Source organism: Pseudalkalibacillus hwajinpoensis (genome assembly GCF_039851965.1).
GTDB classification, from domain to species: Bacteria; Bacillota; Bacilli; order Bacillales; family Guptibacillaceae; genus Guptibacillus; species Guptibacillus hwajinpoensis_E.
Genome location: NZ_CP156674.1, coordinates 3,141,185 through 3,165,668, shown reverse-complemented (window position 1 = coordinate 3,165,668; position 24,484 = coordinate 3,141,185). Strand labels below are relative to the sequence as shown.

At 38.7% G+C, this 24,484-nt stretch carries 19 protein-coding genes and 2 pseudogenes; 6 read left to right on the top strand and 15 right to left on the bottom strand.

The genetic code is table 11. From position 1 onward, the window contains the following. Nucleotides 1-89: 89 nt before the first annotated feature. Both ABFG93_RS16355 and ABFG93_RS16350 read right to left on the bottom strand, forming a co-directional pair. The gene (locus tag ABFG93_RS16355) at nt 90-827 is read right to left on the bottom strand and encodes an SDR family oxidoreductase (RefSeq protein WP_347549079.1); all 738 of its coding nucleotides are present in this window, start codon (nt 825-827) and stop codon (nt 90-92) included. 209 nt (nt 828-1,036) lie between these two features. Continuing rightward, on the bottom strand, nt 1,037-2,176 hold the full coding sequence (locus ABFG93_RS16350) for an alpha/beta hydrolase (RefSeq protein ID WP_347549078.1): 1,140 nt from the start codon (nt 2,174-2,176) through the stop codon (nt 1,037-1,039). 197 nt (nt 2,177-2,373) lie between these two features. Here ABFG93_RS16350 and ABFG93_RS16345 point away from each other — a divergent pair, with 197 nt between their 5' ends. Further along, nucleotides 2,374-3,282, top strand: coding sequence for a LysR family transcriptional regulator (locus ABFG93_RS16345; protein ID WP_347549077.1), 909 nt, complete (start codon nt 2,374-2,376; stop codon nt 3,280-3,282). Nucleotides 3,283-3,885: 603 nt separating this feature from the next. Here ABFG93_RS16345 and dgoD read toward each other — a convergent pair. From dgoD to ABFG93_RS16310, 7 genes are all read right to left on the bottom strand, one after another. Continuing rightward, nucleotides 3,886-5,034 (bottom strand): galactonate dehydratase, encoded by a 1,149-nt coding sequence (gene dgoD / locus ABFG93_RS16340; protein WP_347549076.1) that lies wholly within the window; start codon nt 5,032-5,034, stop codon nt 3,886-3,888. After that, nucleotides 5,031-6,047 (bottom strand): 2-dehydro-3-deoxygalactonokinase, encoded by a 1,017-nt coding sequence (locus tag ABFG93_RS16335; RefSeq protein ID WP_347549075.1) that lies wholly within the window; start codon nt 6,045-6,047, stop codon nt 5,031-5,033. Before ABFG93_RS16335 ends, dgoD begins: the two co-directional genes overlap by 4 nt. A 21-nt stretch (nt 6,048-6,068) precedes the next feature. Further along, the gene (locus tag ABFG93_RS16330) at nt 6,069-6,704 is read right to left on the bottom strand and encodes a bifunctional 4-hydroxy-2-oxoglutarate aldolase/2-dehydro-3-deoxy-phosphogluconate aldolase (protein WP_347549074.1); all 636 of its coding nucleotides are present in this window, start codon (nt 6,702-6,704) and stop codon (nt 6,069-6,071) included. Between the two features lie 35 nt (nt 6,705-6,739). Continuing rightward, a complete protein-coding gene (locus ABFG93_RS16325) occupies nt 6,740-9,514 on the bottom strand; it encodes a glycoside hydrolase family 2 protein (RefSeq protein ID WP_347549073.1) in 2,775 nt (924 codons plus the stop codon). Between the two features lie 18 nt (nt 9,515-9,532). Then, nucleotides 9,533-10,369: a carbohydrate ABC transporter permease gene (locus tag ABFG93_RS16320; RefSeq protein WP_347549072.1), complete on the bottom strand. Its 837-nt coding sequence runs from the start codon at nt 10,367-10,369 to the stop codon at nt 9,533-9,535. A 12-nt stretch (nt 10,370-10,381) separates the two neighbouring features. After that, on the bottom strand, nt 10,382-11,263 hold the full coding sequence (locus ABFG93_RS16315; RefSeq protein WP_347549071.1) for a carbohydrate ABC transporter permease: 882 nt from the start codon (nt 11,261-11,263) through the stop codon (nt 10,382-10,384). Nucleotides 11,264-11,334: 71 nt separating this feature from the next. Continuing rightward, nucleotides 11,335-12,618, bottom strand: a complete 1,284-nt coding sequence (locus ABFG93_RS16310) for an ABC transporter substrate-binding protein (protein WP_347549070.1) — start codon at nt 12,616-12,618, stop codon at nt 11,335-11,337. 210 nt (nt 12,619-12,828) lie between these two features. Here ABFG93_RS16310 and ABFG93_RS16305 point away from each other — a divergent pair, with 210 nt between their 5' ends. Continuing rightward, nucleotides 12,829-13,737: an ArsR/SmtB family transcription factor gene (locus ABFG93_RS16305; RefSeq protein ID WP_347549069.1), complete on the top strand. Its 909-nt coding sequence runs from the start codon at nt 12,829-12,831 to the stop codon at nt 13,735-13,737. Between the two features lie 1,014 nt (nt 13,738-14,751). On the opposite strand, the gene ABFG93_RS16300 is transcribed toward ABFG93_RS16305, so the two are convergent. Together ABFG93_RS16300 and ABFG93_RS16295 are read right to left on the bottom strand one after the other, a co-directional pair. After that, nucleotides 14,752-15,135 (bottom strand): hypothetical protein, encoded by a 384-nt coding sequence (locus tag ABFG93_RS16300; protein WP_347549068.1) that lies wholly within the window; start codon nt 15,133-15,135, stop codon nt 14,752-14,754. 87 nt (nt 15,136-15,222) lie between these two features. Beyond that, nucleotides 15,223-15,444: a hypothetical protein gene (locus ABFG93_RS16295; protein WP_347549067.1), complete on the bottom strand. Its 222-nt coding sequence runs from the start codon at nt 15,442-15,444 to the stop codon at nt 15,223-15,225. A 136-nt stretch (nt 15,445-15,580) separates the two neighbouring features. Between ABFG93_RS16295 and ABFG93_RS16290 the strand changes: the two genes are divergently transcribed. The 4 genes and pseudogenes from ABFG93_RS16290 (at nt 15,581) to ABFG93_RS16275 (ending at nt 19,150) form a co-directional block, all read left to right on the top strand. After that, the gene (locus ABFG93_RS16290; protein ID WP_347549066.1) at nt 15,581-16,450 is read left to right on the top strand and encodes a hypothetical protein; all 870 of its coding nucleotides are present in this window, start codon (nt 15,581-15,583) and stop codon (nt 16,448-16,450) included. Further along, nucleotides 16,420-16,869 (top strand): annotated as a pseudogene (locus ABFG93_RS16285) (FAD-binding protein); the annotation flags it as partial. The gene ABFG93_RS16290 and the pseudogene ABFG93_RS16285, both read left to right, overlap by 31 nt. Before the next feature lie 171 nt (nt 16,870-17,040). Then, nucleotides 17,041-18,098, top strand: a pseudogene (locus ABFG93_RS23145) (SLC13 family permease). Between the two features lie 527 nt (nt 18,099-18,625). Next, a complete protein-coding gene (locus ABFG93_RS16275; RefSeq protein WP_347549063.1) occupies nt 18,626-19,150 on the top strand; it encodes a hypothetical protein in 525 nt (174 codons plus the stop codon). Here ABFG93_RS16275 and ABFG93_RS16270 read toward each other — a convergent pair. From ABFG93_RS16270 to ABFG93_RS16255, 4 genes are all read right to left on the bottom strand, one after another. Continuing rightward, nucleotides 19,122-20,465 (bottom strand): NosD domain-containing protein, encoded by a 1,344-nt coding sequence (locus ABFG93_RS16270; RefSeq protein WP_347549062.1) that lies wholly within the window; start codon nt 20,463-20,465, stop codon nt 19,122-19,124. The genes ABFG93_RS16275 and ABFG93_RS16270 overlap by 29 nt on opposite strands. A 587-nt stretch (nt 20,466-21,052) precedes the next feature. After that, nucleotides 21,053-21,916: an ROK family protein gene (locus tag ABFG93_RS16265; protein WP_347549061.1), complete on the bottom strand. Its 864-nt coding sequence runs from the start codon at nt 21,914-21,916 to the stop codon at nt 21,053-21,055. Between the two features lie 12 nt (nt 21,917-21,928). Then, nucleotides 21,929-23,395, bottom strand: a complete 1,467-nt coding sequence (locus ABFG93_RS16260; RefSeq protein ID WP_347549060.1) for a glycoside hydrolase family 32 protein — start codon at nt 23,393-23,395, stop codon at nt 21,929-21,931. A gap of 214 nt (nt 23,396-23,609) precedes the next feature. Beyond that, nucleotides 23,610-24,482, bottom strand: a complete 873-nt coding sequence (locus ABFG93_RS16255) for a carbohydrate ABC transporter permease (protein ID WP_347549059.1) — start codon at nt 24,480-24,482, stop codon at nt 23,610-23,612. Nucleotides 24,483-24,484 lie beyond the last annotated feature (2 nt).

Sequence of the window (24,484 nt, the reverse complement as noted above, 5' to 3'; positions counted from 1 at the left end):
TAGAAAAGTCCCTCCCTTGAAAGACTGAGAATAGTCATTCCTTCTTTCGGTTTACTCCTAAAAGAAATAGCAAGCGTAGCTTTATAGGGTTAAATTGGTTGAGTTGTTGGACGAACAATCATATCACTAACTGCCATTCGATCAGGTGTATCAATCGCAAACACCACAGCTGACGCAATATCATCCGCAACTAATCCCCATTCTTTTTGTGCCTTATGGAGATCTTCTGAGACATTTTTGTCATTAATTGTTTTATATAGCTCGGTTGCAACAGCTCCTGGTGAGATAATAGTTGATTTAATATTATTTTCTCGTTGTTCTTGTCTTAGACCTTCCATAATCGCACGCACAGCAAACTTCGTTCCGCAATATACGGCTGAATCAGGATATACCACATGCCCTGCTACAGAATCCGTTGCGATAATATGCCCTGATTTTTGATTTGCCATAATAGGTACTACAGCAGCAATGCCGTTTAAAACTCCCATTACATTGATATCAAGCATCTTCTGCCATTCATCACGACGACCTTCCACAATTGGCGCAGTAGGCATAATCCCTGCATTGTTATAAAGAACATCAATTCTGCCATAGGTGTCCATAACAAGCTCCACTACTTTTTTGACATCTTCATAGTTGGTGACATCTGCTTGTTGAATACGAATATCGGCCTCCGGGAAGTCTTCTTTGATTGCCTCTAAACGCTCCAAACGGCGTGCAGCTATGATTAGTTTGGCACCTTGTTGAGCAAGTAACTTAGTTGTTGCTTCACCAATCCCACTTGATGCACCCATTATGACAACAACTTTATCTTGAATAGTAGACATTATTATTACATCCTTTCTTTCTGTGGTATTCACCCTCAAGGTATTAAAAATTTGATCTTTGGGTAGGGACAAATAAATCCCATTCTAAGGAGTTTTATTCCATTAGACTAAAGAAAGTGAATCCCGGCCAGATACGCGGGATTCACATAGTGTTTTCACTCCTAGCACCATGGGCACGCAAAACTTTTTAAGATCTTCCAACACAAACCTTATTTTTTCTTCAGATTTTCTTTGAAGAAGGACTCGAGTTTGTCAAAGGGGATTAAATTCACACGGTCATACAGATCCACATGCCCGGCACCCGGAACAATGTAAAGCTCTTTTGGTTCAGCTGCACGCTTGTATGCATCTTGACTGAATTCGATGGAATGAGCTTGATCACCCGTAATGAACAGCATCGGACGCGGAGAAATCGTCTCCATATCTTCGAACGGGTAGAAGTTCATAAACTTCACGTTACTAGTTAGCGTCGGGTGCGTTGTCAGCTCAGGCGATGAACCTTCAGACGTATATTCACCTCTCGGCGTTCGGTAGAAATCATAAAACTCACGCTGAATCGGGTTCGTGTTTTCGGTCAATTCATGCACCGTACCGCCAGTATATTTAGTTTCACCACCTGTAAACTCTACATAGCGTTGCTCTGCCGCTTCTGCGATGATCTCTTTTCTTTGCTCAAGAGTCTGAGAGTGGTTCAGTCCATTACGGTTGACCGCGCCCATATTATACATACTCACAGTCGCAATAGCCTTCATGCGTGGATCGATTTTGGCGGCACTGATTGCAAAACTTCCGCTGCCACAGATACCAAGAACACCAATTCGCTCTCTATCGACAAAGTCTTGGGTGTCCAGATAATCGACCGCGGCACTGAAATCCTCGGCATAGATATCTGGTGACACTGCGTTGCGTGGCTGACCCTCACTCTCTCCCCAGAAAGACAAATCCAAGGACAAAGTAACGAATCCCCGTTCAGCCATTTTCTGGGCATACAAATTCGCACTTTGCTCTTTTACTGCGCCCATAGGATGTCCGACAATGATCGCAGGATGTTTTTTGTTTTTGTTCAAATCTTTGGGAATAAAAACATTCCCCGCAACCTCCATGTTGTATTGATTTTCAAATGAAACCTTCTGCATGGTTACCTCCTCGCTCTGGTAAAAGTTGTCTGCTCCATTGGACATGTCCGGCGTGTATGCACCGTCGACGTCAACGTCGGTCATGGATGCATCGCTATCGCTGGTTGTGGATGCTACACTATCGCCGTTCGAAGATGCAAATACGGTCGCGGATAAAATCAAACCCAGTGCTATCACTGTGAATACAAGCGTAATCGTAGATTTTCTTTTCATTTTAAACTAACACCCTTTCTTATTTTTGTTTTGAAGACTGAGTTGATGACTCCCCTCTTACGGTTTAATTCACCCCTTTGTTATTTACTTTAGCTGGGGGTATTGCATATATCAAATACCTATATCTTATATCTAGTTATGCTTGAGGAGCATTCTTGAAATGGATATACTAAGACTAATAAAAGGAGGATGGGAAGATGGAATTAAGAGTTTTACGTTATTTTCTTACTGTTGCAAGAGAAGGAAGCATTACGAGGGCTGCTGATTTCTTGCATGTGACACAGCCAACCTTGTCCAGACAATTAAAAGACCTTGAAAAAGCGTTAGGGAAAAAATTATTTATTCGGGGTAGTTACAATATCATTCTTACGGATGAAGGAATGCTTCTCCGAAAGAGGGCAGAAGAAATTATTGATATGGTCGATAAAACCGAGGCAGAATTTAATTCCATGGAAGATACAATAAGTGGTGATGTTTACATAGGTGGCGGGGAAACAGAAGCCATGAAACAGATTGCAAGAGTAGTCAAAGAGTTACGATTAAGTTATCCAAATTTACGGTGTCACCTCTACAGCGGAAATGAAGACGATGTTACTGAACGGCTTGACAAGGGATTGCTTGATTTTGGTATTTTAATTCAACCAGCTGATTTATCAAAATACAATTATATCAATATCCCAGCCAAAGATGTTTGGGGCGTTGTTATGAGGAAAGACAGCCCTCTTGCTTCCAAAGATACCATTCAATCTGTAGATTTATTAAATGTTCCACTAATCTGTTCTCGCCAGGCTATGAAAGAGACATTTTCTAAAAATGAATTTGCGGATTGGTTTGGTGAAGATTTTGATAAATTAAACGTCGTGACTACATACAATCTTGCATATAATGCTGCCATTATGGTTGAAGAGGGCATTGGTTTTGCTGTAGTTCTTGATAAAATAGTAAATACATCTAGTGAAAGTAACCTTTGTTTTAGACCGCTAGAGCCAAGACTTGAATCAGGCTTAAATATTGTTTGGAAAAAGCATCAGGTTTTTTCCGCAGCTGCTGATATGTTTATAAAAGAAATTCAGGAGAAATTTTCAAATTGTTTATCAGGTGAATAAAGAAAGCTCGCGGCAGCCTTGGCTTCTGTTGGATTGGTAATATCATTTTCACGGTCAACCAATTTTATCATCACCATTTAATAGTGCTATCCTTCCCTAAACATAAATAACGGGGCAAACCCTTTAGTTCCAGATTTGCCCCCCTCGTATGATACTAATAAGAGCTCTTCTTAAAAGAATTTCCAGTGGAATCCGAATCCCAGAAAGCTTCTTTGTATGTTTGATTCATGCATGTAGATCGTGAACCACATTCGTCTCTTACAATAAAAGAAATGCCTCTCAAAAGTTTATGAACTCTTGAGAGGCTTGCAAATTTAGTAAACGATTTTAATAACCAGTCAAAATCCAGTCAAATTGTTCTCAAACCCTATATTGAAAGGGTTTTAGGCGCTATCACATCATGCCGCCCATTCCACCCATGTCAGGCATGCCAACGACTGCGTTATCCTCTTTTGGGTGATCTGCTACAACGCTTCAATCGTCAATGTCTGATCCCATCGCACAATCAATAAGCATAATACTCCAATCCCCATTCCTAATCCACCGACATTTTATGGGGTACTATACATTGTAGGACCCGTCTCTTTTATTTTAGACTTAAATTTACCATTCTGCTATGCTTGCATCTTTGTGGCGCCATACAGGATTTCTCCAGTTGTGCCCTTCTTTTGCACGCATCCTGACATACTCTTCATCAATTTCGATTCCAAGTCCAGGACCTTGCGGAAATTTTACATGACCCTCTTTGTAATTAAAAACGCTGCGGTCTTTCACATAATCCAGTAGATCGTTTTCTTTATTGTAGTGAATGCCTAAGCTTTGCTCCTGAATAAAGGCATTATGAGCTGTAGCATCTACGTGCAGGCACGATGCTAACGCAATCGGTCCTAATGGACAATGCGGGGCTAAAGCTACGTCATAAGCTTCTGCCATGGAAGCGATTTTTTTGGTTTCTGTAATTCCGCCGGCATGAGATAAATCAGGCTGGATAATATCAACAAAACCTTCGGATAAAATCGTTTTGAAATCCCATCTTGAATACATTCTTTCGCCTGTAGCAATAGGGATGTTGGTATGAGCCGCAATATCTCGTAAGGCTTCATTATTTTCTGAAAGTACGGGTTCTTCAATAAACATAGGACGATAGGGTTCTAATTCCTTCGCCAGGATTTTTGCCATAGGTTTATGGACTCTGCCGTGAAAATCAATACCAATCCCCACATCCTTATCTACGCTTTCTCGCACGTTTGCGACTCGCTCGACGGCTTGATCAATTTTGCTGTACGAATCGATATATTGAAGCTCTTCAGTTCCATTCATCTTCACCGCAGAAAACCCTGCTTCCACCGCTTCTTTTGCAGCCTGGCCTACATCGGAAGGGCGATCACCTCCAATCCAGGAATAAATTTTAATAGAATCACGACAGGCGCCTCCTAACAGCTGATAGATCGGAGCATTATAATACTTTCCTTTAATATCCCACAAGGCCTGATCAATACCTGAGATGGCACTCATTAAAATCGGACCGCCGCGATAAAAGCCTGATCGGTACATCATGTTCCAGTGATCTTCGATACGAAGCGGATCTTTTCCGATCAGATTTTCCATAAGTTCTTCAACAGCCGCTTTCACGGTATGAGCTCTTCCCTCGATTACCGGTTCTCCCCATCCTGTAATGCCCTCGCTTGTTTGAATTTTTAGAAACAGCCACCTGGGTGGCACTTGAAAAAGTTCATAGTCGATAATTTTCATGTAGACCGCTCCTCCTTAATAGATTGATACATTCGTCCAATTTCTGCTGCTCCGTAAACGCTCGCCATTTCCGCTTGCTCCTCTGCAGCCGTAAGAATTTCAGTTGTGTCATACACATAGGTCAGCAGGTGATAGAATAAACTTCGTAATGGTTCAGAGCCGCCAATCATTATCCATTCAACTTGTTCAATTTCCACCATTTGTTCCAGGGCTTCTACGTCATAATATAAGATGGCGCCTGCATAGTAATTGGCACGCTCGTTCGCATTTAATTCAGAGAAAAGCTGAAGCAGCCTAATATGGTACAAGCACCTCGTAACGCCTGTTTTTTGAGCCGCAAGGAATCCTTTAATAAGATACTCCGGAACTACCTCTTCGACGAGCGTTTTACTTAAAGAGTCAGAAATGATCGTTTGGTCTCTCACTGCTTTCAACATTTCTCCACCTAAAGTGGATCGACAGCTCAGTAATTCTTCCTTTTCTCCTATTAAAACGTACTTTGTGTGAGATCCGGGTAATACCATGAGACCTTTTCCTTTAGTAGAAATTTGCTTAAGAAGGCCGTAGGTTTCAACTTCTTCCCCCCGCATCACGTCATATTGATTAATCACACTTAGGTCTTCCTCTAAGGAGTCAGCCACCGCGTTTTTCATGCCCGGAATATAAAGACAAGGTATATTTAAGAACTCCTCCGTCTTTAAGACTTGAACTCCTTTAATAAAATCCTCTAATCGGGCCGGGGCCGTAATATGCGGAACTTCATGAAGTCCTAAGTTTGAAGTTATCATTCCAGCTGCCACTATATAGGAAATATCCCTGGCTGATAAGGACTGCTCCTCAAGCAGACGTTGAACTCCTTGCGCTAATTCCTGCTTTAGCTTTTCGTTGTGACCATCGATCGCTGTGTTTCTAACACCTACTTCTATCTTCACAGAAGCGATTATGGTTACTTCATGTTCTTCTACAAGACGAATTCTTGAATTTGTTGTTCCAGAATCTATTAGTATAATCAAATAATTCACCCCGCTTCGTTATTAAGTGTTGAATTGATCCCTCAACTTAATAAATTGCTGTGCTCTTGCTGTTATTTCCTCATAGTTTCTATCAGCTACCAGCTGGCTGCTCACTAACGAACTGCCAATTCCAACAGAATGCCCGTTTTTCTTAAAGTATTCCCCTGCGTTATCTACCGTAATGCCGCCCACAGCCATGACTTTTACAAATGGAAGAGGACCGTTTAAGTCCTTGGCAAAATTTTCACCAACCGAGCGGGCAGGAAATACTTTCACTGCCTGCGCCCCATATTCATAAGCTGTCAGCGCTTCTGTCGGAGACATAATGCCTGGAATGACAGGAATGTTGTAACGGTTTCCTGTTTCAATCGTTTCTTTTTTTAAGGTTGGGGCTAATAGAAAGTCAGCACCTGCCCGAATGGCTGCGCCTGCACTTTCACTATCAAGAACGGTTCCTGCTCCGACGATTAAATCACTGTAATTTTCTTTCATTTTGTTTATGCACTCTAATGCCCCAGGCGTATTGAGTGTCACTTCGATCACTCGAATCCCGCCCTTATAGAGACTGCTAATAATATCCTCGATATGTTCAGTGCTTTCCAGCCTTAGGATAGCAACCACTTTCTCTTCATGTATCCTATCTAGTGTTCTTTTCATTTACGATCCTCCTTACGATGTGTGTCATTTATTTCTCATTCTTTGACCGTTATCTTTTCCCAAGACAGATTGTTAATCATCGTTTTTAAAATATATTGGGCTATGGGCGAAGAAGATAGGCTCTCTTTTATTTTCCATGTCGTCGTTAAAATTTTCCCGTCCCCATATTTCTGTTCTATCAAAGTACCGCCATTTTGGCCTAACCATCCTTGGAAATATCCGGATATGACGTCGGCACTCTCTGCAATGGCCGGGTTTCCGAACATGTGAATCGTTCTGTTATTATGATTTTTCTTATAGTCTGTAAACGGAATGACGTAGTCCGGGAAAATCCCCTCAAATTCCCATCCCATCTCAGTTCTTAACGGCAGATCACCAAACCATTCTTTATCTACGTAATTCATAGAAGAAGCTCTGGCCCAGCTTTCACCTAAATCTAATTCTCTAAATGTAAACATACTTTTTTCCTTTATTTTATCTCCCTCTTCTGCCAGAAAAATTACTCGGCCGCCGTTTTTCGCATGTTGCAGTACTTTATTATCCAGATGATCCGAGATAATGGTAGAGGAAGTTGAGATGTCCTGTTGAGGGTGAGAAAACCCTGCATCTATAAGAGCATTTTTAAATTTCTCGTCCTTTACATCAACAAGCATATTTAGATTTCCCATGTCCAGAGAGGGAGTGAACGTTAACTCTTCATCATTTTTCGCCACTTTCACACCGTTTACAAAAAGCTCCAGCTTCAACCAAAAAAACTCCGGTTTCTCTATCTCTGGTACTTTACATTCAATGGCTTTCTTATGAGTCGTCAGTTTTTGCGACACTAATAGTTGGAATTCACCGGACAGTACTTCCTGCTGATTTTCCTTAATAATTGACCACTTCACTTGTGCTGTTTCTTCCTTTTTAAGATCGGCAAGTAAAAACAAATCTACGGATATGAGATCGCCCTGCCAGTAATTATGAGTCGGCAGCTCAGCAAATATCCCATTCGGCCCGTTGAAATCAATCAGGTTTTCAAAGCCTTCTTTCGGCTCCCGCATAAAATCCAGCCAGCCATTTGTTTCCCACTCAATATCGGTAAATTCTGTTACTACATACCCTGCCATTTCCGACTGTTTACGCATTTCTTCTATTAAGGCTTTTGTCGCGCGAAACATTCTTCTTTGAGATAAAACGGCCAACTTTTCATAGTCTTGAAAAGCTCTGGATATCCCAAATTTATCGAAGTTTCGAAAGAGAGTGGACGGCCTTTTATAGTCATCTTGGTGCGTCTGTTCTCCCTGGTTCACAAACCACCAGGGCTCTGCCCCGTTGTAAAAGCTTTTTAGCTTATTAACGTCAGGGAGCCCCCACACCCCAAACTCCGATACGATCTGTGGCTCATTATCCGATTGAAAACCTGGCACAAAGTTTTTATCAGGTTCGCCAATAATGTGTGTGTGTACATCTTTCTTCCATTGGTTGTTTTGTTCCGGCAAAACAAAATATCGATGATAATCGTTGATGTCCGTTTGAACATGGGACCATCCACTGTTATCACAAACTAATCTTGTGGGATCCCATTTTTTCACTTGTTCGTATGATTGCTGCACATGTGCCTGCTTGTCTTTATCAAAATCGAGGTCCCATTCGAGCCCCCATTCCTCGTTATACACAGACCATATAATAATAGAAGGGTGATTGAAATCACGTCTAATCATATCTTGTAAGCCTTGAATAAATCTTTTTCTGGCCTGAGGCGTCCACTTCACATAGTTCGGGGGCTCTGCCCATATAAGCATACCGAGGCGATCGGCCCAATATAAATAACGTGGAAGTTCCACTTTGATATGCTTTCTTAATAAATTAAACCCCATCTTCTTAGCCAACTCTATTTCTTTAATAATATCTTCATCAGAATTAGCCATGTATATCGTATCTGGGTAGAACGCCTGGTCTAAAGCGCCCCGAACAAAAATCTCTTCATTGTTTAAGTACAATTTGTTTTTGCGCTGTTCTATTTCACGAAATCCAAAAGTTGTAGTAGAGGTATCTTTACTTCCATCTAGCAAACTAATTTCCAACTCATACAAATAAGGCTGGGACGGCTCCCAAACTTTCATACCCTGGACATAAATGTCACAAGTCACCCTGTTGTTTTCCTTTCTAACATCCTCCATCAACACCGTACCCGAAAAACGATCGCCTTCTGACCACTCTTGCAGACCCAAGCTGTGAGGATGGATAGAATATTGAAATCCTTTCACAGGTTGCTCATTCGTCTCTCCTTCTAATAGAAAAGAAAGCTTCACCAGTTCTTCATCTAAGACAGGAGTTAGAAAGACTTCTGAAATATAAAGCTCAGGTCTTTCTTCGAGAAAAACATCCTGCCATATGCCGCTCACTCTTGTATACCAGCTGCCTTGTTTCCCAATTGGAATTTCCGCATTATCAGCTGGGTCATAAACTCTCACAATTAAGCTGTTTTTTTCTTCTATTAAATCCTTGTTTATCTTACATTCAAACGGAGTGAACCCACCTTCATGTGACCCTATCTTCTTTCCATTCCACCATACATCTGCCTGGTAATCGACAGCCTGAAAACAAACATACAAATCATGAGCGTCTGAACACGCTACATCATCTATCTGCTTTTGATACCAAGCCGCCCCTTTATAATCCAGATACTTTTCATCTTGCTGCCAAATATGAGGGACCGTTATTTTTTCACTTTCCCCAATCCCCTTATGCCACAATTCTGTTTCACCTTTATTTAATGGGTCAATTTTAAAATCCCATTGACCTGATAACATAATTTGATTTCTCATAAAATCGATTCCTTTCTACTACTTAATACCAGTCATAGCAATACCTTGAATAATATGTTTTTGGAATAAAATGAATACAATGATCGCTGGAACACTCGCTAATGTGTTAACAGCCATCGGAATCATAAGTTCCGAAGAAAATGAACTTTGAAAAGTCGGAATCGCCACTGGAAGTGTGAACATAGCCTCACTGTTTACAGCAAGGAAGGGCCATAAGAAATCATTCCATGACATAATAAATGTAAATATACCTAACGCAGCCATACTCGACCTGGATAATGGAAGAAAGATATTCCAATAGATTCTCAGCAAACCAGCACCATCCATTTTGGCAGCTTCCATCAGTTCATTGGGTACCCCGTCATAAAATTGTTTTAATAAAAAGACACCTAACGGCATAGCTAAGTTCGGAAGAATCAGCGCACTATAGGTATTCACTAAATTCAACTCGATCATTATTTGAAATAAAGGAACGATCATTGCTTCGATTGGTACCATTAAACCTGCAATAATCAGCCAGAAAATTAAATTCCGGCCTACAAATTTAAGTCTGGACAAAGCAAAAGCAGCTAAAGATGTCAGAATCAGCGTTAATATCGTCGTTATCGAAGCGACGAAGAAGCTATTAAAAGTCCATCTCCCAATCATCGCATTCTCTAATACGTACTCATAATTCGCCCATGTAAAAGGAGGTGTGAAAAGTTCACTAATAATGGTGACGGCTTCACCTCTAGGGGTAATCGAAGTAATAAACATCCATACGATAGGAATCAACCAAGCCGCTATAAATAAATAGCTGAATATATATAGTAATTTACGACTTAAGTTCATCTTTTTCTTTTTGCGAGCTGTCATTAAATCTCCCCCCTAATCCTGTTTCCCTGTGAAGAATTTAAATTGAATGATTGCAACAATAATTGTAATAGCGAACAATACGTAAGACATCGCTGACGCTACACCCATATCCTGTTCAACAAAGCCTTTTTCGTATATGTACTGAACTAACGGTCTAGTTGAAGTTCCTGGTCCGCCTTCGGTCATTAAGTAAGGCTGTCCAAATAATTTGAATGAATTAATAGTTTGCAAAACAACTATAAGCACAATGACATTTTTCAACGATGGCAATGTAATTGAAAAGAATGTGCGAACCGGGCCAGCACCATCAATTTTGGCAGCTTCATAATGCTCTTTTGGTATTTCCTGAAGCCCAGCTAAGAACAGAACCATATTAAAACCTAACGTCCACCATACCGTAGCAATTAAAATGGACATCCAAGCAAGATTCGGTTCATTCAGCCAAAAAATCTCCTGCTCAACCCCAAGATTATGCAGAATGGAGTTCAAAAGCCCTGTGTACGGCTGGAAAATGAATACCCAGATACTCGCCATTACAGAAATAGAAAGAATGAATGGGAGGAAAAATCCCGCCCGCAAGAATACTGTTCCTTTTAGTCCACTATTTACAATCAGCGCGACAATCAATCCAAGAATGATTAACACGGGAGTAGAAATTAATACGAAGTACAACGTATTTCCAAGTGCCTCCCAGAAGTAGCCATCCGATAACATTGTTTTATAATTTTTTAGGCCAACAAATTCAGGATCTAAACCGAACTTCCATTCACTGAGGCTTATCTTCATTCCTTTAATAATTGGATAGACCATAAACATTCCATAAATAATCAAAAAGGGAGCTAAAAATAAATAAGCAGCAAGATGGTCTCCTTTTTTGCTGAAAAGGTCTTTCATGTGATCTGCCTCCTTAAAAAGGAAGGGTGTCGCTAGTAAAGACACCCCTTCTTTTTTGCTTAACTTCTCCTTTATTCAGAAAGGATATTATTCACTTCTTGTTCCATCATTTCTAATGTTTCTTCTTCATTTGTCTGTCCACTTGTAAAAGTGGAGAGTTGGTCTGCAATCGCATCATTAATCGCCGTGATATTTTCATTGCTTGGAGTAAAACTTACGTAATCTGTTAGCTCCGCGTAATCTTTGCGGTACTCCAATTCTTGAAACTCTTCAGACTCTACAACAGAAGGTTTACTCGGTACATGGCCGGCTTTTCCCCAAGTAGCAGCATTCTCAGCGATCCAATCCGAAAACATTATTGCAGCTTCACGTTTTTCATCAGACTGGTCTTGTTTTGTCGGCAATACAAAAGAGTGAGAATCTCCCCATGTCGCTTTTTCTTCATACATATTCGGAATAGGAAGTGCAACAAAATCCAAATCATCATTTTGCTCAAGTACTCCCGTCATCCATACACCATTAATGTGAATTCCAGCATTTCCTGCTTGAAAGATTTCACCGCCATCCTGGATATTCTTAGGCCATAACTCTTCATCCATTAGATCTCCCATATAGCTTAGAGCTTCCAATCCTTTTTCATTATTAAAAGCTGCTTTTGTACCTTCTTCGTTTAGTAGTTCTCCACCCATTTGACTATACAGCGTCCACCAAATTCGTAATGGTGAATATCCACTGGAAGTTGCTGAAAGGGGAAAAACATCTTCGCCCGTATTTTCTTGAATTTGTGTTAGAAAATCTTTAAATCCTTCTGCCCCTTCTCCTACTTCAGGCATTCCTTCTTCATTTAAAACTCCAGCCTCATCTAGAATCGTTTTATTAGCAAACATAATCAAAGCATGTGTATCTAAAGGAACACCGTAGTGTGCCCCGTCAATCATAGTAGAGTTGACAATGTTTTCGTTATAAGTATCCCAATCAACCCCTGCTTCTTCTGCAGGTCCATCTATACTTTCTATTAAATTAGCCGACTGCAGTTCAGCAATTCTTGATGCGTGAGCAATAGCAACATCAGGTGCTTGATTAGAGGTAACAGAAGTGCGGAACTTAGTATAATACTCATCATCCGTTACGGTTAAGTAGTCGACTTCCACATCATCATTCTCCTCATTAAAGTCAGAGATCATAGACTTCATAAAATCCGCGTCTCCCCCGCTAAATGGAGCCCAAAAACTTAATTCAGTAACTCCTGATTCACCGCTACCTCCTCCAGATGAATCTTCGTTGCCATTAGAACACCCAGAAACTATTAACAGTGTTGAAACCAATATTAAAGTGAATACGGTTACACTTTTCATGAAATAACATCCTCCCCTTATTTAAGTATAGGGTTATTATTACATAAAAAATGATAATAAATCAATATGAATTTGTCTGAAATTTCGACTTTTTCAATAAAAACCTTATTAAAATCCATATTTTGTTTAATAAATCGCTTTTTTTACTTGAAAAAAAGTAGTAGTTATAGGATAATTACTTAAAATAGAGTAATAATAGGAGAGTGAAAGATGAGAACACTGGAAATATCATTGAAAGAGGCCATAGAAGTTTGTAAAGCTTTAGGGAATGAACACCGGATGGATATTCTTAAACTGTTAAGTGAAGGTCCAAAAAACGTCAATGATTTGTCCACGTTACTTGAAATTCCGTTTTCCTCAACAGCTACCAATGTAAATAAGTTAGAAGACGCAAACCTAATTTCCACAGAGAAAGTTCCCGGCAGAGGATCGCAAAAAGTAAGTTCAAAAAAATTCGACAGAATCATAATTAATTTAAGGAACAAAGAAGAACCCGTTAACAATTTATTCAGATACGAATTACCGGTAGGGGAGTTCGTGAACTGCAATGTGGAGCCAACGTGCGGCCTATTAAGTGAAAATGGAATAATCCACGTGGAAGATGAACCTCGCTCTTTTTACGAACCAGAAAGAAAAAACGCTCAACTCATATGGTTCAGAGCAGGATTTATCGAATATCATTTTCCAAATAGAATCCCGGATGAAGTTACTGTCGATGAACTCAATTTCTCAGTGGAGTTATGTTCTGAAGCTACTTATTATAAAAATGACTGGCCATCAGATATCACATGTGTAATCAATGATATAGATATAGGGTATTGGACAAGCCCCGGGGACTTCGGAGGGGTACGCGGTAATCTAACTCCTTACTGGTGGGGCACAAATAATACACAATACGGAATCTTAAAAAACTGGAAAGTTAATCAAGAGGGGACATTTGTAGACGGAGAAAAAATTTCAAACATTACCATCAACGAGCTTCGCCTTCAAAACAAGCCCTATATTTCCATAAGGTTAGAAGCAAAGAAAGACGCTGAAAATTCAGGTGGTTTAAATGTATTCGGTTCAAAATTCGGAAATTATGACCAAGATTTACTGTTGGAAGTTTCATACAAATAAATGAAGTAGTCTATCCTTAAGAGAGTATAGCGTATGGATATTTACCATGACTATATTTTAAGCTGGCTTAAGGAACATCCAGACCTCTCGGCCTCACAAATCGCTGACTGTCGTCTGGAAGAAAGGTGGCATTTAAAGAGATGGGAGGAAGTACAGTCCGAGCTTATGTAATAGAAATACGAGAAAGAACTTAATATACGAAATTCTAAATAGGAATGCTTTAGTAGAAAAAAGGAATGGGAGAGTCAACGCCGAAGGTCGAGTTAAAGAAATAAAAATTATATTTATAGTTGGGTCAGAATAAATGGGTGTTTAGAATATCAATCGATTACAAATGACATTTAAATAAAAAGAAGAAAAAAAGCCTCCCAAAAGGTCTTTAAACTCCTGGGAGGCTTTTATGATTTGAACTTAATTTTATAAAAATCCAGTCAATATTCATTTATAGGGTTTCAAACGATATCAAAGGGTCTGAGGAAAGCTTACATCATGCCGCCCATTCAATGTGTAACTGAAATACTGAAATATAAGAAATGAATGTGGCTTTGTTATCAGTGTTTTACATTCATAGGTTTGATTGAGACTAAATATGATATCTAGAATCATGAGCAATATCCAGTCATAATCCAGTCGTTAAACAGCAGTACTTACACAGTTTCTAAATTCTGAATAGCCTACTTTTGCTAGTCTGTACACTATAACCTATAATTCGATTAAGGTCATAATATTCTTAGAAGCACTATAAAGAAACATGAACTATTTCCTCATTGTTCCTTTTCAAATCCAACTGTATTTCATTAGATTTATTTATGTTTATTCTATCAGTACACAAGATCCCTTTCACCTCTATTCCTTCGTTTTGATCTAAGTAATTATTGTTCTTATCTTTAATCAATGTAACATAATCCAACAGTTCTCCGAGCCCTGTTATAGCTTATTCAACGCTCCTAGTATGCTTAACTTCTCCGATAATGATTTCCTTTAATTTATAGGTTTCTTTTTCGTACATTTCAACTAATATATCTGATCTGGCCTACCACTCCAATATGTAAAGGAATAAAAGCACTTCCCAAAGAAGTCATTTGCTAGAATTTCCGCTTTTCTCAATGAACTTAATTTACGGCTTATAAATGGATGCTTATGCAAACTTACTTCAACAGTTTTAATATTAAATTTTATTTGTTTTGAACCTGTTGAATCATGATATACCTTATACAAGTAATCACCATCATCCCAATGAGCAACGAGATTATTCTTGCCATCTATTACTTGTAAATGTACATTTCGAGCATTTTGTTTAATTAATTGAATGACCCAGTAAAGCTCAAATAAAACATCTTCTTCCTGTGGGTAAACAAATGTTTCCTGTAAGAGTTGTTGTATGTCTTGTTGATTCATCTCACCAGCTAGAACTTTTCGATACTACTGTAAGATTAAAGCAACAGTTCTGTACAATGGATTTCGATGCTTAAGCGTATCGTTTAACTAAGTATCTAAAACTGCCTGGGATCCAATAGTTTCTTTGACATTGCCAATTGTTCTATGAATTAATTCTATGCTTTTATTATCTTTAGCTTTTATGGTTGACCTCATCTCGTGGACATGTGCCTTAGCTTCAACTAATATCAATCCTTTTTCCCCATTTTTACCTTGAACAGTTGCAACTCCATCCCACTGCGGCCCTTTTTTGGGCCAATACATCTCCATTTTGATTAGCCCTTTTTCTAAGCTCTTTCTTGAGGAATAATCTATGTCCCGCCTTCATAAATTAGTGCAAACTCACTCCTTGGTTAGTAAACATAATATTTTCCCGGAATACTCCCCTTGAAAGGAGCTGGATACGTTGAAGCTGAATCTCCTAAACTTTATTCATAATCCTTCTGACCATCTTGATTTCCCAAAATATAACGGATTCGAGTATCATTCAGTCAAAAAGGATGATGCCCTGTTTGACGACAGGTTTGATCCTGCCTGCACAGCCGCAATTGTCCATCACCCTTATTGGGCGGTACACGTAAATAAATTCAACCCCTATGCTGTCATAAGCTGTATATCAGAATCGTTACATAAACAAGAGGATGCGTTCATAAATTTTTATATGGCAGCCCTGTTTTCGAATTCAACTGTCATATTGGCAGAAAATGAAGAAACCTACTTGGACCTCTGCCTGCTTTACCCCAATGTCCTGTGTATTAACGAAAACCAATCCAGCTCTTCAGATTCACTGTTTTCCGAAAAAGAAAATGTAGTCCTCCAGATCATGAAATGTCTTGCTGAAGATAATCCTACCGAGACATTGAAAACATTGCACGGGAAAAGACTCAGAAAACGTTTAGAAGAAATAAAAGATTATGTTGAGTGGGATCCAAACCACCAGGAAAGACTCCTGATACTAGCAAAATACTTGTATTTGAATGGGGACTATTCTGAGGCCGAATATTATTTTTATCAGTCTTTTTCAAGAAGTACTGCTTTTGGAAAACCTGAAAGCTTGAGCGCCCATTACCCCTGGATTACGCTTGTGCAGGCTAGACAGGGAAAGATAAAACATGCACTCAACTCGTTCGGAATCCTTGCTCTCTCCGCGGATCAAAATCAGTGCTATCACCAGCTGCTGAATCGATTTGATACGGATGATCAGGACCTCATCAAAGCTGAAATTTCGATTGAACTTGGGGATCGGAAGCCACCTATCATTCGGCAGACACTTTAGAAGAGTTAGTCGGAAAGCTTCCTGTTGATGAAAAAGCCTTTTTGACAACGATTGAAGAATACAACAAAGCTGTCAAAGAAGGACATTATGACCCTACGATCAAAGATCAAAAAGGAACGAAAGGGTTGACCACACCAAAATCGAATTGGGCGTTGAAAATTGAAAAAGGTCCGTTTTATGCCTTCCCTGTCACCTGTGGCATTACGTTCTCGTTCGGCGGCTTACACGTCAATGCGAATACAGAAGTACTCAATGAACAGGGGAATCCGATTTCGGGATTATTTGCAGCCGGTGAGATGGTGGGAGGAATCTTTTACGAAAACTATCCAGGAGGCTCTGGATTAATGTCTGGGGCTGTTTTTGGGAAAACAGCCGGCGCATATGCTGCTAGATTCAGCCAAACCCAAACCACGAAGTAAGAGAAAAGCCACCTGTAGAGAAGGTGGCTTTTTTAATCTATGTGAGGAGCATATCAATGAATAAACAAATGTTTTTTTCTATCCCCCCTCATTATTTACATCCTATTTTTTCAACCCGTATTCGATTGGGATATTAAAATTCAAGCCATCGCATCTTTAGTGATCATCCAAATGTTGTGGATTGGACGAGTATTCTCTTTAGCCTTCAGTTCACTACTGTTTATTCTGCTCTTATCTTTTCATTTTTTCAGCTATGAAGAAACGCTCGCCTACATCAGCTCGGAAATCGTATGGCTTCTATTTGCTACTTTTATTATTTCCCATGCCTTTATCGAGACCGGTCTCGCAAGCCGGCTCTCCCTAAAGCTGCTGACAGCTTCAAGAGGGTCCAGTAGTGGACTAATTTTGATTTCCTATATCCTTATGCTTCTTCTATCTATCCTGATTCCTTCCAATATTGGAAAAGCGAATCTTGTTTCCTCTGTCCTTGACAGATTATTAAAGAGCCTGAATGAGATAAATAAAATCGAGAATTTAGGAAAATCGTTATTCATCGGCATCAGCTACTTAACGGCAATCGCGGGTGCCTTTGTCGCCACAGGCGCAAGCTCCACCATCTACACATTTGGGCTATTCACAGATATCTCGAACTCGATCAACTACATAACCTGGCTTGGCTATTTTGCATTACCTATCATCCTGTTCACGCTAATTTTGTGGGGCGTTATGATTCGTACCTTCCCACCTAAAAACATCAACAGAGAACACTTATTGAAACTTATTGATGAAAGATTAGCAGAGTTAGGACCAGTGAAAAGAACAGAAAAAAAGTAATCATGACTATGAGCATCACTCTACTCCTATGGGCAACCTCGAGCTTCCACGGCTTTTCCATTCCTCTCGTCGGTCTCCTCGGAGCCGTACTCACCCTCCTCCCCTATATAGGCGTCTGGGAATGGGAGGATGCGAAAGAATCGATCAATTGGGACATGATGCTCTTTTTCGCCAGCACACTGATGGTCTCCGGCATGCTCATCAAAACAGGAACGATTGAATGGATGGCGGGCTTTATTGTCAGTTCCGTATCTTCACAATCGGGACTTATCGTTATTCTTTTACTGATCTTAGGCACCGTCCTGCTGGTTATATCGATCCATCCGTATCCTTCAGAACTACTACCTTATTATTCTTTGAGATTTCATTTCCAAAGGTGCAAAAGTCAGTGCTGATGCTGCTGTTCCAAGATCACTCAATAAAACTATTATGTTATCAGCCTTACCCTTTGTGTATAAATGTGCATATTCCTACGTAAGTGTCGATTGGTCTCTTATTTGATGGTTCTTCAATGATATTATCAATATCTATTTAATTATCTATTAATAAAATAAGAAGACCTCTAGGCCATAAGCCTATCAGTTGCTTGTCTCTTACTTAATCTATATAGAACGCAATAGAATTCTGCGTGTCGATTATAGATAAAGGAGGAAGGCAACTTGATTAGAGTAGATGACTTCTCTGCATCAAACGATACAACTATGATTCAGTATGCCATTGATTATGCATTTGCTAACAACGTAATGTCGTACTAATCGATAGAGATTACAGCATCACAGGACCAATCATAATAAAGGAAGGGGTAGCTCTTCACTTTAGTTATGGATCAAGGTTTATTGTAACAGGGAGTTTTTGTGTAATAGAGCTACAGAGAAATGCTTCGTTATTTGGTGCTTATATTGCAATTGATGATGCCAGTTCAATGCTACAGTTATTTATTTGGATGGTAAAAATAAGTATTACAATTCATGGTTTAAAGCACAGGTTCGTGATGCTACCGTCATTAATTGGAGCGGATCTCATAGAGGAACAGGATTATATCTATATTCAAAAAAACGGACCAGGACACGAGATTTCCTTTGTAACTTTCGAGAATGTAAAGGTAGTCGGATTCAATACTGGGGTATACTTGATAGCGCTTAAACCTCAAAGTGGATACAGTTATATAAATGCTAATAGCTTTGATAAGCTAGTCATTGATGACTGTGTAAACTGTATAAGATTAATTTCTGCAGAGACAGTACCGAATGAGTGTAGTGGAAACACTTTTAAATCTCTTCAGATTCAGACATCTACAGCAACAAACATTCTAATAACGAATGGTCAGTACAATGAGTTTGATGGAATGGTTTGGGATTTATCTAACATTCCTCATAATCGTTCTATCGTTCAATTAACGAATACGTTGAATATATTATTTATGCTCCTGGCGTTGGAGTGGCTCTGAATGCATTTACAGTCTTGTCCATAACAACCTGTGCATCACTTCCCGTATCAAGAATCGTATTTTGAAGCGATTCTTTTTCTACCAATACTGTTGTTACGGTAAGCGGCTCTGATGCTTCGGTAGTCAACAAAGCGTCTACTTGCGCAGAGAAACAAGAATCACTTATCTTGGCATGAACCTCGGTGGCAACAACATGATTATTAGAAATATAATTTCCATTACTCGAAACAATACGTATGATTACAGGTGTTGCACCTACCGGCTTGATGTTCTGAGTATTAATTACTTCAGAAAAGTGATTAGCAATTACAGAATTATTATTGCCACTGATATAGAGGAGACCATACAAATCATCTAAACCATTGTCTATTCCCAGAAAAGGAGTCCAAGGTTCATGGTCACGTAAAAAGTGATTTGAAGAAACCAAGTTTTCCGAACAATTTTCCCTGAATACCACCATTCCTGGATAAAATGAATGAAGTCTATTATTTGTGATACTGGAACGTGTCACACCATCAAAATAGATACTGCTCGCACCTCGTGGAAAAACATTATTCGCTGTAATCAAAAGTCCACCAAAATTTTGAGCGTAAATTGAATATCCTTTAAAACCGGCTCCTATCAAGTTATCGGTTATTTTTGAAGCCTGTCCCCAACCTCGAAGTTCTATACAGTTACCACATTCAGCTATGAAATTATCATGTATAGTCAGTGCATCTGCATGATAAATAGTAATTCCATGCTCTAAATACACAAACCCCATGCCTGTAATCCGAAATGAGTCACAAGCACTTGCAACATAAATACCCGTTTTCCCGTTAGTGTATGTGTTTTCCGGATTTGTTTCTCCTGAACCATCTTCAATAAAATGCAAACCATCAATACAAAAGTCAGAAAACTCTACCGAACTTATTCGGGGATTTCCACTTCGTTCAACATAAAATGCAGCTCCTTTATATTCCTCGTCATTCACTTCTAGGGGAATATCTACGAGTATGCGACTTCCTCCCGGCCACAATTCATGCAAATCCGCCCATTCATTCTCAGAAGTATTAAAACGAATACTCGAAGATGTAAACCCGTGTCCAGAACCCATAATTTTAAGATAACTGATGTCTATAACTACTTGACTGCCAAGATGATAATCTCCCGGTGGAATATAGATAACCGCACCCGGCTTTCCGCCTTTATTCACATCAGTGTCCGTTTGCCTACTTTTAATATCTGCTATAATGCTATTGATTACCTCACCAATATCCTCATACGGATTACCGACTGGCCACTCTGTTACGTCGTAATAATTTTTACTAGCCATAAATAAATTCTCCTATCAATTTAGTGTGTTTGTTCATAAACTACGTTTTCCTTGATATAGCTGGAAGTAAAGCCTTACGAATTCGTGCTTTTCCTGCAGCTTTTCTGATTATTTTCGCTCAGAAGGATTATTACTTGACAAGAAAAATCAGTATTTTCCTAAAGACGTTCAGATTCTTCATAAGACTTTATGAACTCACTCAATTCTTATTATCTTTCATTTAAGACGGAAAGCGCTTTCTAAAAACTTCAATTCATTGCAAGAATAATATCATTATACTAATTTTCATTTGAGAGACTCCTTGATACTAACAAAAATCTTCTATCCACTTTCAATACTAAAGCTAGAAAATACTTTTAAGTTTCTTAAAATTCTTCTTTGGTTATCTATCCATATGTTGACCGATTCACTGTCACTTTACCTATTAAACACAATGAACACCGACAATCTCTTTTATTATCACTTTTCAAAGTCACTTTCAAATTAAAGAAGTAGTTAATGAACTTATGCTTTAGGACTCTATTGAGTATTGGAAGAGCAAAAAGGGTTTATGCCCCCCTTTTATTTTTCAACTTACCTTATACAATTTATTTCCCTTGCTTTACTTTTTCTGCTAATAATAACGCACCGACAATACCAGCATCACCTTTTAAACCTGGTGAAACTATATAACTTGTAAGTTGTGGTGTGAAAACGTATCGGTTTAAAAGCTTTTCAAATTGACTTCTGATTGAGTGAAGTAAATGGTCCTGCGCCATCACACCGCCACCGAGGATAATTATCTCTGGTCTAAGTGTTAATGTATATGACATAAGCGCTTGAGCCATATAATTGGCTTCAATCTCCCAAAATGAGTCGCTCTCGGAAAGTTCGTTACCTTTTTTGTTAAACCTTTCTTCAATAGCTTTACCAGACGCCATTCCTTCCAAGCAATCCTTATGAAAGGGACAAGCACCTACAAATGGGTCATTTTCATGCTTACGAACTAAAATATGCCCCATTTCCGGATGACTAAATCCTTCGAGAATTTGATCATTTATAATCATTCCTCCCCCGATTCCTGTTCCTACTGTTAAGTACAGACAGCTTTTACTATTTATAGCGGCCCCCCGAATTTTTTCCCCGTATGCAGCAGCATTCACATCTGTCGTCCAAAAAATAGGAATGTCATACCTTTTTTTCATCGTTCCCAAGAAATCAAAATTACTCCAATATTTTTTAGGTGTGTCTGTCACAAATCCGTATTTTAAAGAATTTATATCAACTTCAATTGGCCCAAAGGAACCTATCCCCATTGACTTCAGTTCATATTGGTCAAAGAACTGAAATACATTGGAACATGTCTCTGAAGGAATTGTTGTAGGAAACGAAACACGATCGATAATGTTAAAGTCTTCATCTGCAACTGCACATAGAAACTTTGTGCCTCCTGCCTCTATAGCTCCTAACAATTTTCTTCCTCCTCAATCTATTACTTTTTTGATTGACCATACTTTAAGGTTTTCAATTTTCATTTTCCCTGCTGATGCAAATAGCTTACATAAATTACTGTTTAGATTTGGGAAGATTCGCTTTGTAATAACTTGCTCCCCACCGTTTATAAACAATTCAACTGAAGTTGTATCTATTAATATTCTTAATTCTAATTTACCATTTATAAGTGAAACAGGAGCTCGCGAAACACTTTTTTCACCAGTTCCAGATAAATTACGGTCCACAATGACTTCTTGTTTCATTATATCTATAATAATTTTCGTTATTTCGTGACCATCTTCACTTGACCTAACAAATAAACCGAACTCATTTGAGGTACTTTGTGCGATATCGTAGACAATTTGAATCTCAGACGATACAGATTGTTGAGAATCTATCATATATTCATTTTCATATTGGAATGACTGAAATTCTTTTAGATTCTCTCTTAAAGATTCTATCTCCTTAACTGGCAGTTGGTATAATTTATTATCAATGACTTTCAATTCACGAGGGAAAGTCATCGCACCAGCCCATCCTTCTTTCTGAGATGGTTTATGTGAAAACCACATGTCCATCCATGCAATCATAATGCGCCTATTTTTATCATCTACGAAAGTTTGTGGTGCATAAAAATCAGAACCATAATCTAAAGTATATTCTAGTCCTTGGGTAAATTGTTTAGTCTTGTAGCTCATATTACCGATGGTATAAAATGGTTTCTCATTTTTTGTGCCGTACATAGGTGAGACGATAAGGACATCCTTATTATCCAATGAAAACAAATCTGGACATTCCCACATATCTCCTTGAGTTCCATCACTCTCGGCTACTACTCCGATATATTTCCATTCATAAAGATCTTTAGATTGGTATAAGAGCGCTTTACCTATTCCATCTTTTTTTGAGCCAACAATCATATAAAAAAATTCTTCGTACTGCCATACTTTAGGATCACGAAAATCCTTTGTTCCATCTTTCGGAAAGTCAGTAATTATGGGATTTCCGTCATATTTTTTGAAGTTTATTCCATCTTGGCTGGTCGCCATACATTGAACTTGCATTGGATCTTTTTCAATAGAGTGACCAGTATAAAACAGATATAAATGATCATTTTTCACAATAGCACTACCTGAAAAGCACCCATGATCATTAACTGTTCCATCGTCATATTCCTCTGAAGGAGCTAAAGCAATTGGCAAATGGTCCCAATTAACTAAATCTCGACTCTTTGCATGTCCCCAATGCATTGGCCCCCATTCTGGACTATAAGGATCATGTTGATAAAAAATATGGTACTCACCTTTATAGAAGACGAGACCATTAGGATCATTAATCCAACCAGTAGGTGCCATAAAATGATAATTCAACCTGTACTGGCTCTTTTGTGTCTCTTTACTTAGCTTGGTAATAAAATCATTGGCTTTTTGTTTTTCTTTCTCATGATATATCATCATAAAACTCTCCTATTTCAATATAGAATAATTTAAAACAATAATTAGATTTAGTATAAGTTCTCACTTAACTTTCGCAGACCAAATTTAAGCACTACCAACAGGGTAAAATCACAAAACAGCACTGTTCATTTAGCTAATTTATACATTTAAGAAGGTGCGACTGGTAGGGAAAATGTCCTTATGGAACGGCCTTTTCTTTGATGAAATACACTTATTATTCTTTTACAGCACCTAGCGTCATACCACTCACAATGTACCTCTGAACTAAGATTGAAAATACCATTACCGGCATGCTGAAACTTACAGCGGCAGCTGTCATTGGGCCCAGATCCAAGTTATATGCTGTCAAGAATTCTGAAATTCCTACAGTCGCAGTTTTTGCATTGGTACTAGTCAATAGTAATGCAAATAAGAAATCATTCCAGGCTAACATGAAACAAAATATTGCCGCTGTAGCTAATCCAGGGAGAGATACAGGAATTATCACTTTAATAAATGCAGTTAAAATATTGCACCCATCTATTCTAGCTGCTTCATCAAATTCTTTTGGAATATTGTTGAAAAATCCGATCATGAGCCATATTGCAAAAGGAACATTGATGGCCGTGTATGTAACAATTAAAGCTACTCTAGTATCAATTAGCCCCATTCCATTAATGATAATGTACATTGGTATCGCGATACTGATCATTGGAACCATTCGCACACACAAGGTAAGTAGGAGAAATACATTCCCTGTTTTTGATGAAAATCTAGACAGTCCATATGCCGCCAGTGCTCCTAGAAATACAGCTAATATTGTACTAATTGATGCTGTAATAAAACTATTGAAAAAGTATTTTGCAATTGGCATCTGATTAAACATTTTGACATAGTTTTCTAATGATAATTCTCGCGGAAAAAAAGTTGGTGATGGACTGATCGCATCTGATGAAGGTTTAATAGACGTCAAGACTATATAGATATATGGACTAATAAATAGTAGTGCTAGAACAGTGGTAATTAAACCGATAATTGTTTTCTTCTTCTTCTTAAATAGTCTTCCTAGAGTATTCTCATTAGAAATTCCTGCATTAGGTTGACTCAATT

Coding starts and splice junctions, on each gene's coding strand:
- ABFG93_RS16355 (WP_347549079.1), bottom strand. CDS start 827: ATGTCTACTATTCAAGATAAAGTTGTTGTCATAATGGGTGCATCAAGT.
- ABFG93_RS16350 (WP_347549078.1), bottom strand. CDS start 2,176: ATGAAAAGAAAATCTACGATTACGCTTGTATTCACAGTGATAGCACTG.
- ABFG93_RS16345 (WP_347549077.1), top strand. CDS start 2,374: ATGGAATTAAGAGTTTTACGTTATTTTCTTACTGTTGCAAGAGAAGGA.
- dgoD (WP_347549076.1), bottom strand. CDS start 5,034: ATGAAAATTATCGACTATGAACTTTTTCAAGTGCCACCCAGGTGGCTG.
- ABFG93_RS16330 (WP_347549074.1), bottom strand. CDS start 6,704: ATGAAAAGAACACTAGATAGGATACATGAAGAGAAAGTGGTTGCTATC.
- ABFG93_RS16325 (WP_347549073.1), bottom strand. CDS start 9,514: ATGAGAAATCAAATTATGTTATCAGGTCAATGGGATTTTAAAATTGAC.
- ABFG93_RS16320 (WP_347549072.1), bottom strand. CDS start 10,369: ATGACAGCTCGCAAAAAGAAAAAGATGAACTTAAGTCGTAAATTACTA.
- ABFG93_RS16315 (WP_347549071.1), bottom strand. CDS start 11,263: ATGAAAGACCTTTTCAGCAAAAAAGGAGACCATCTTGCTGCTTATTTA.
- ABFG93_RS16310 (WP_347549070.1), bottom strand. CDS start 12,618: ATGAAAAGTGTAACCGTATTCACTTTAATATTGGTTTCAACACTGTTA.
- ABFG93_RS16305 (WP_347549069.1), top strand. CDS start 12,829: ATGAGAACACTGGAAATATCATTGAAAGAGGCCATAGAAGTTTGTAAA.
- ABFG93_RS16300 (WP_347549068.1), bottom strand. CDS start 15,135: ATGAATCAACAAGACATACAACAACTCTTACAGGAAACATTTGTTTAC.
- ABFG93_RS16295 (WP_347549067.1), bottom strand. CDS start 15,444: ATGGAGATGTATTGGCCCAAAAAAGGGCCGCAGTGGGATGGAGTTGCA.
- ABFG93_RS16275 (WP_347549063.1), top strand. CDS start 18,626: ATGCTACAGTTATTTATTTGGATGGTAAAAATAAGTATTACAATTCAT.
- ABFG93_RS16270 (WP_347549062.1), bottom strand. CDS start 20,465: ATGGCTAGTAAAAATTATTACGACGTAACAGAGTGGCCAGTCGGTAAT.
- ABFG93_RS16260 (WP_347549060.1), bottom strand. CDS start 23,395: ATGATGATATATCATGAGAAAGAAAAACAAAAAGCCAATGATTTTATT.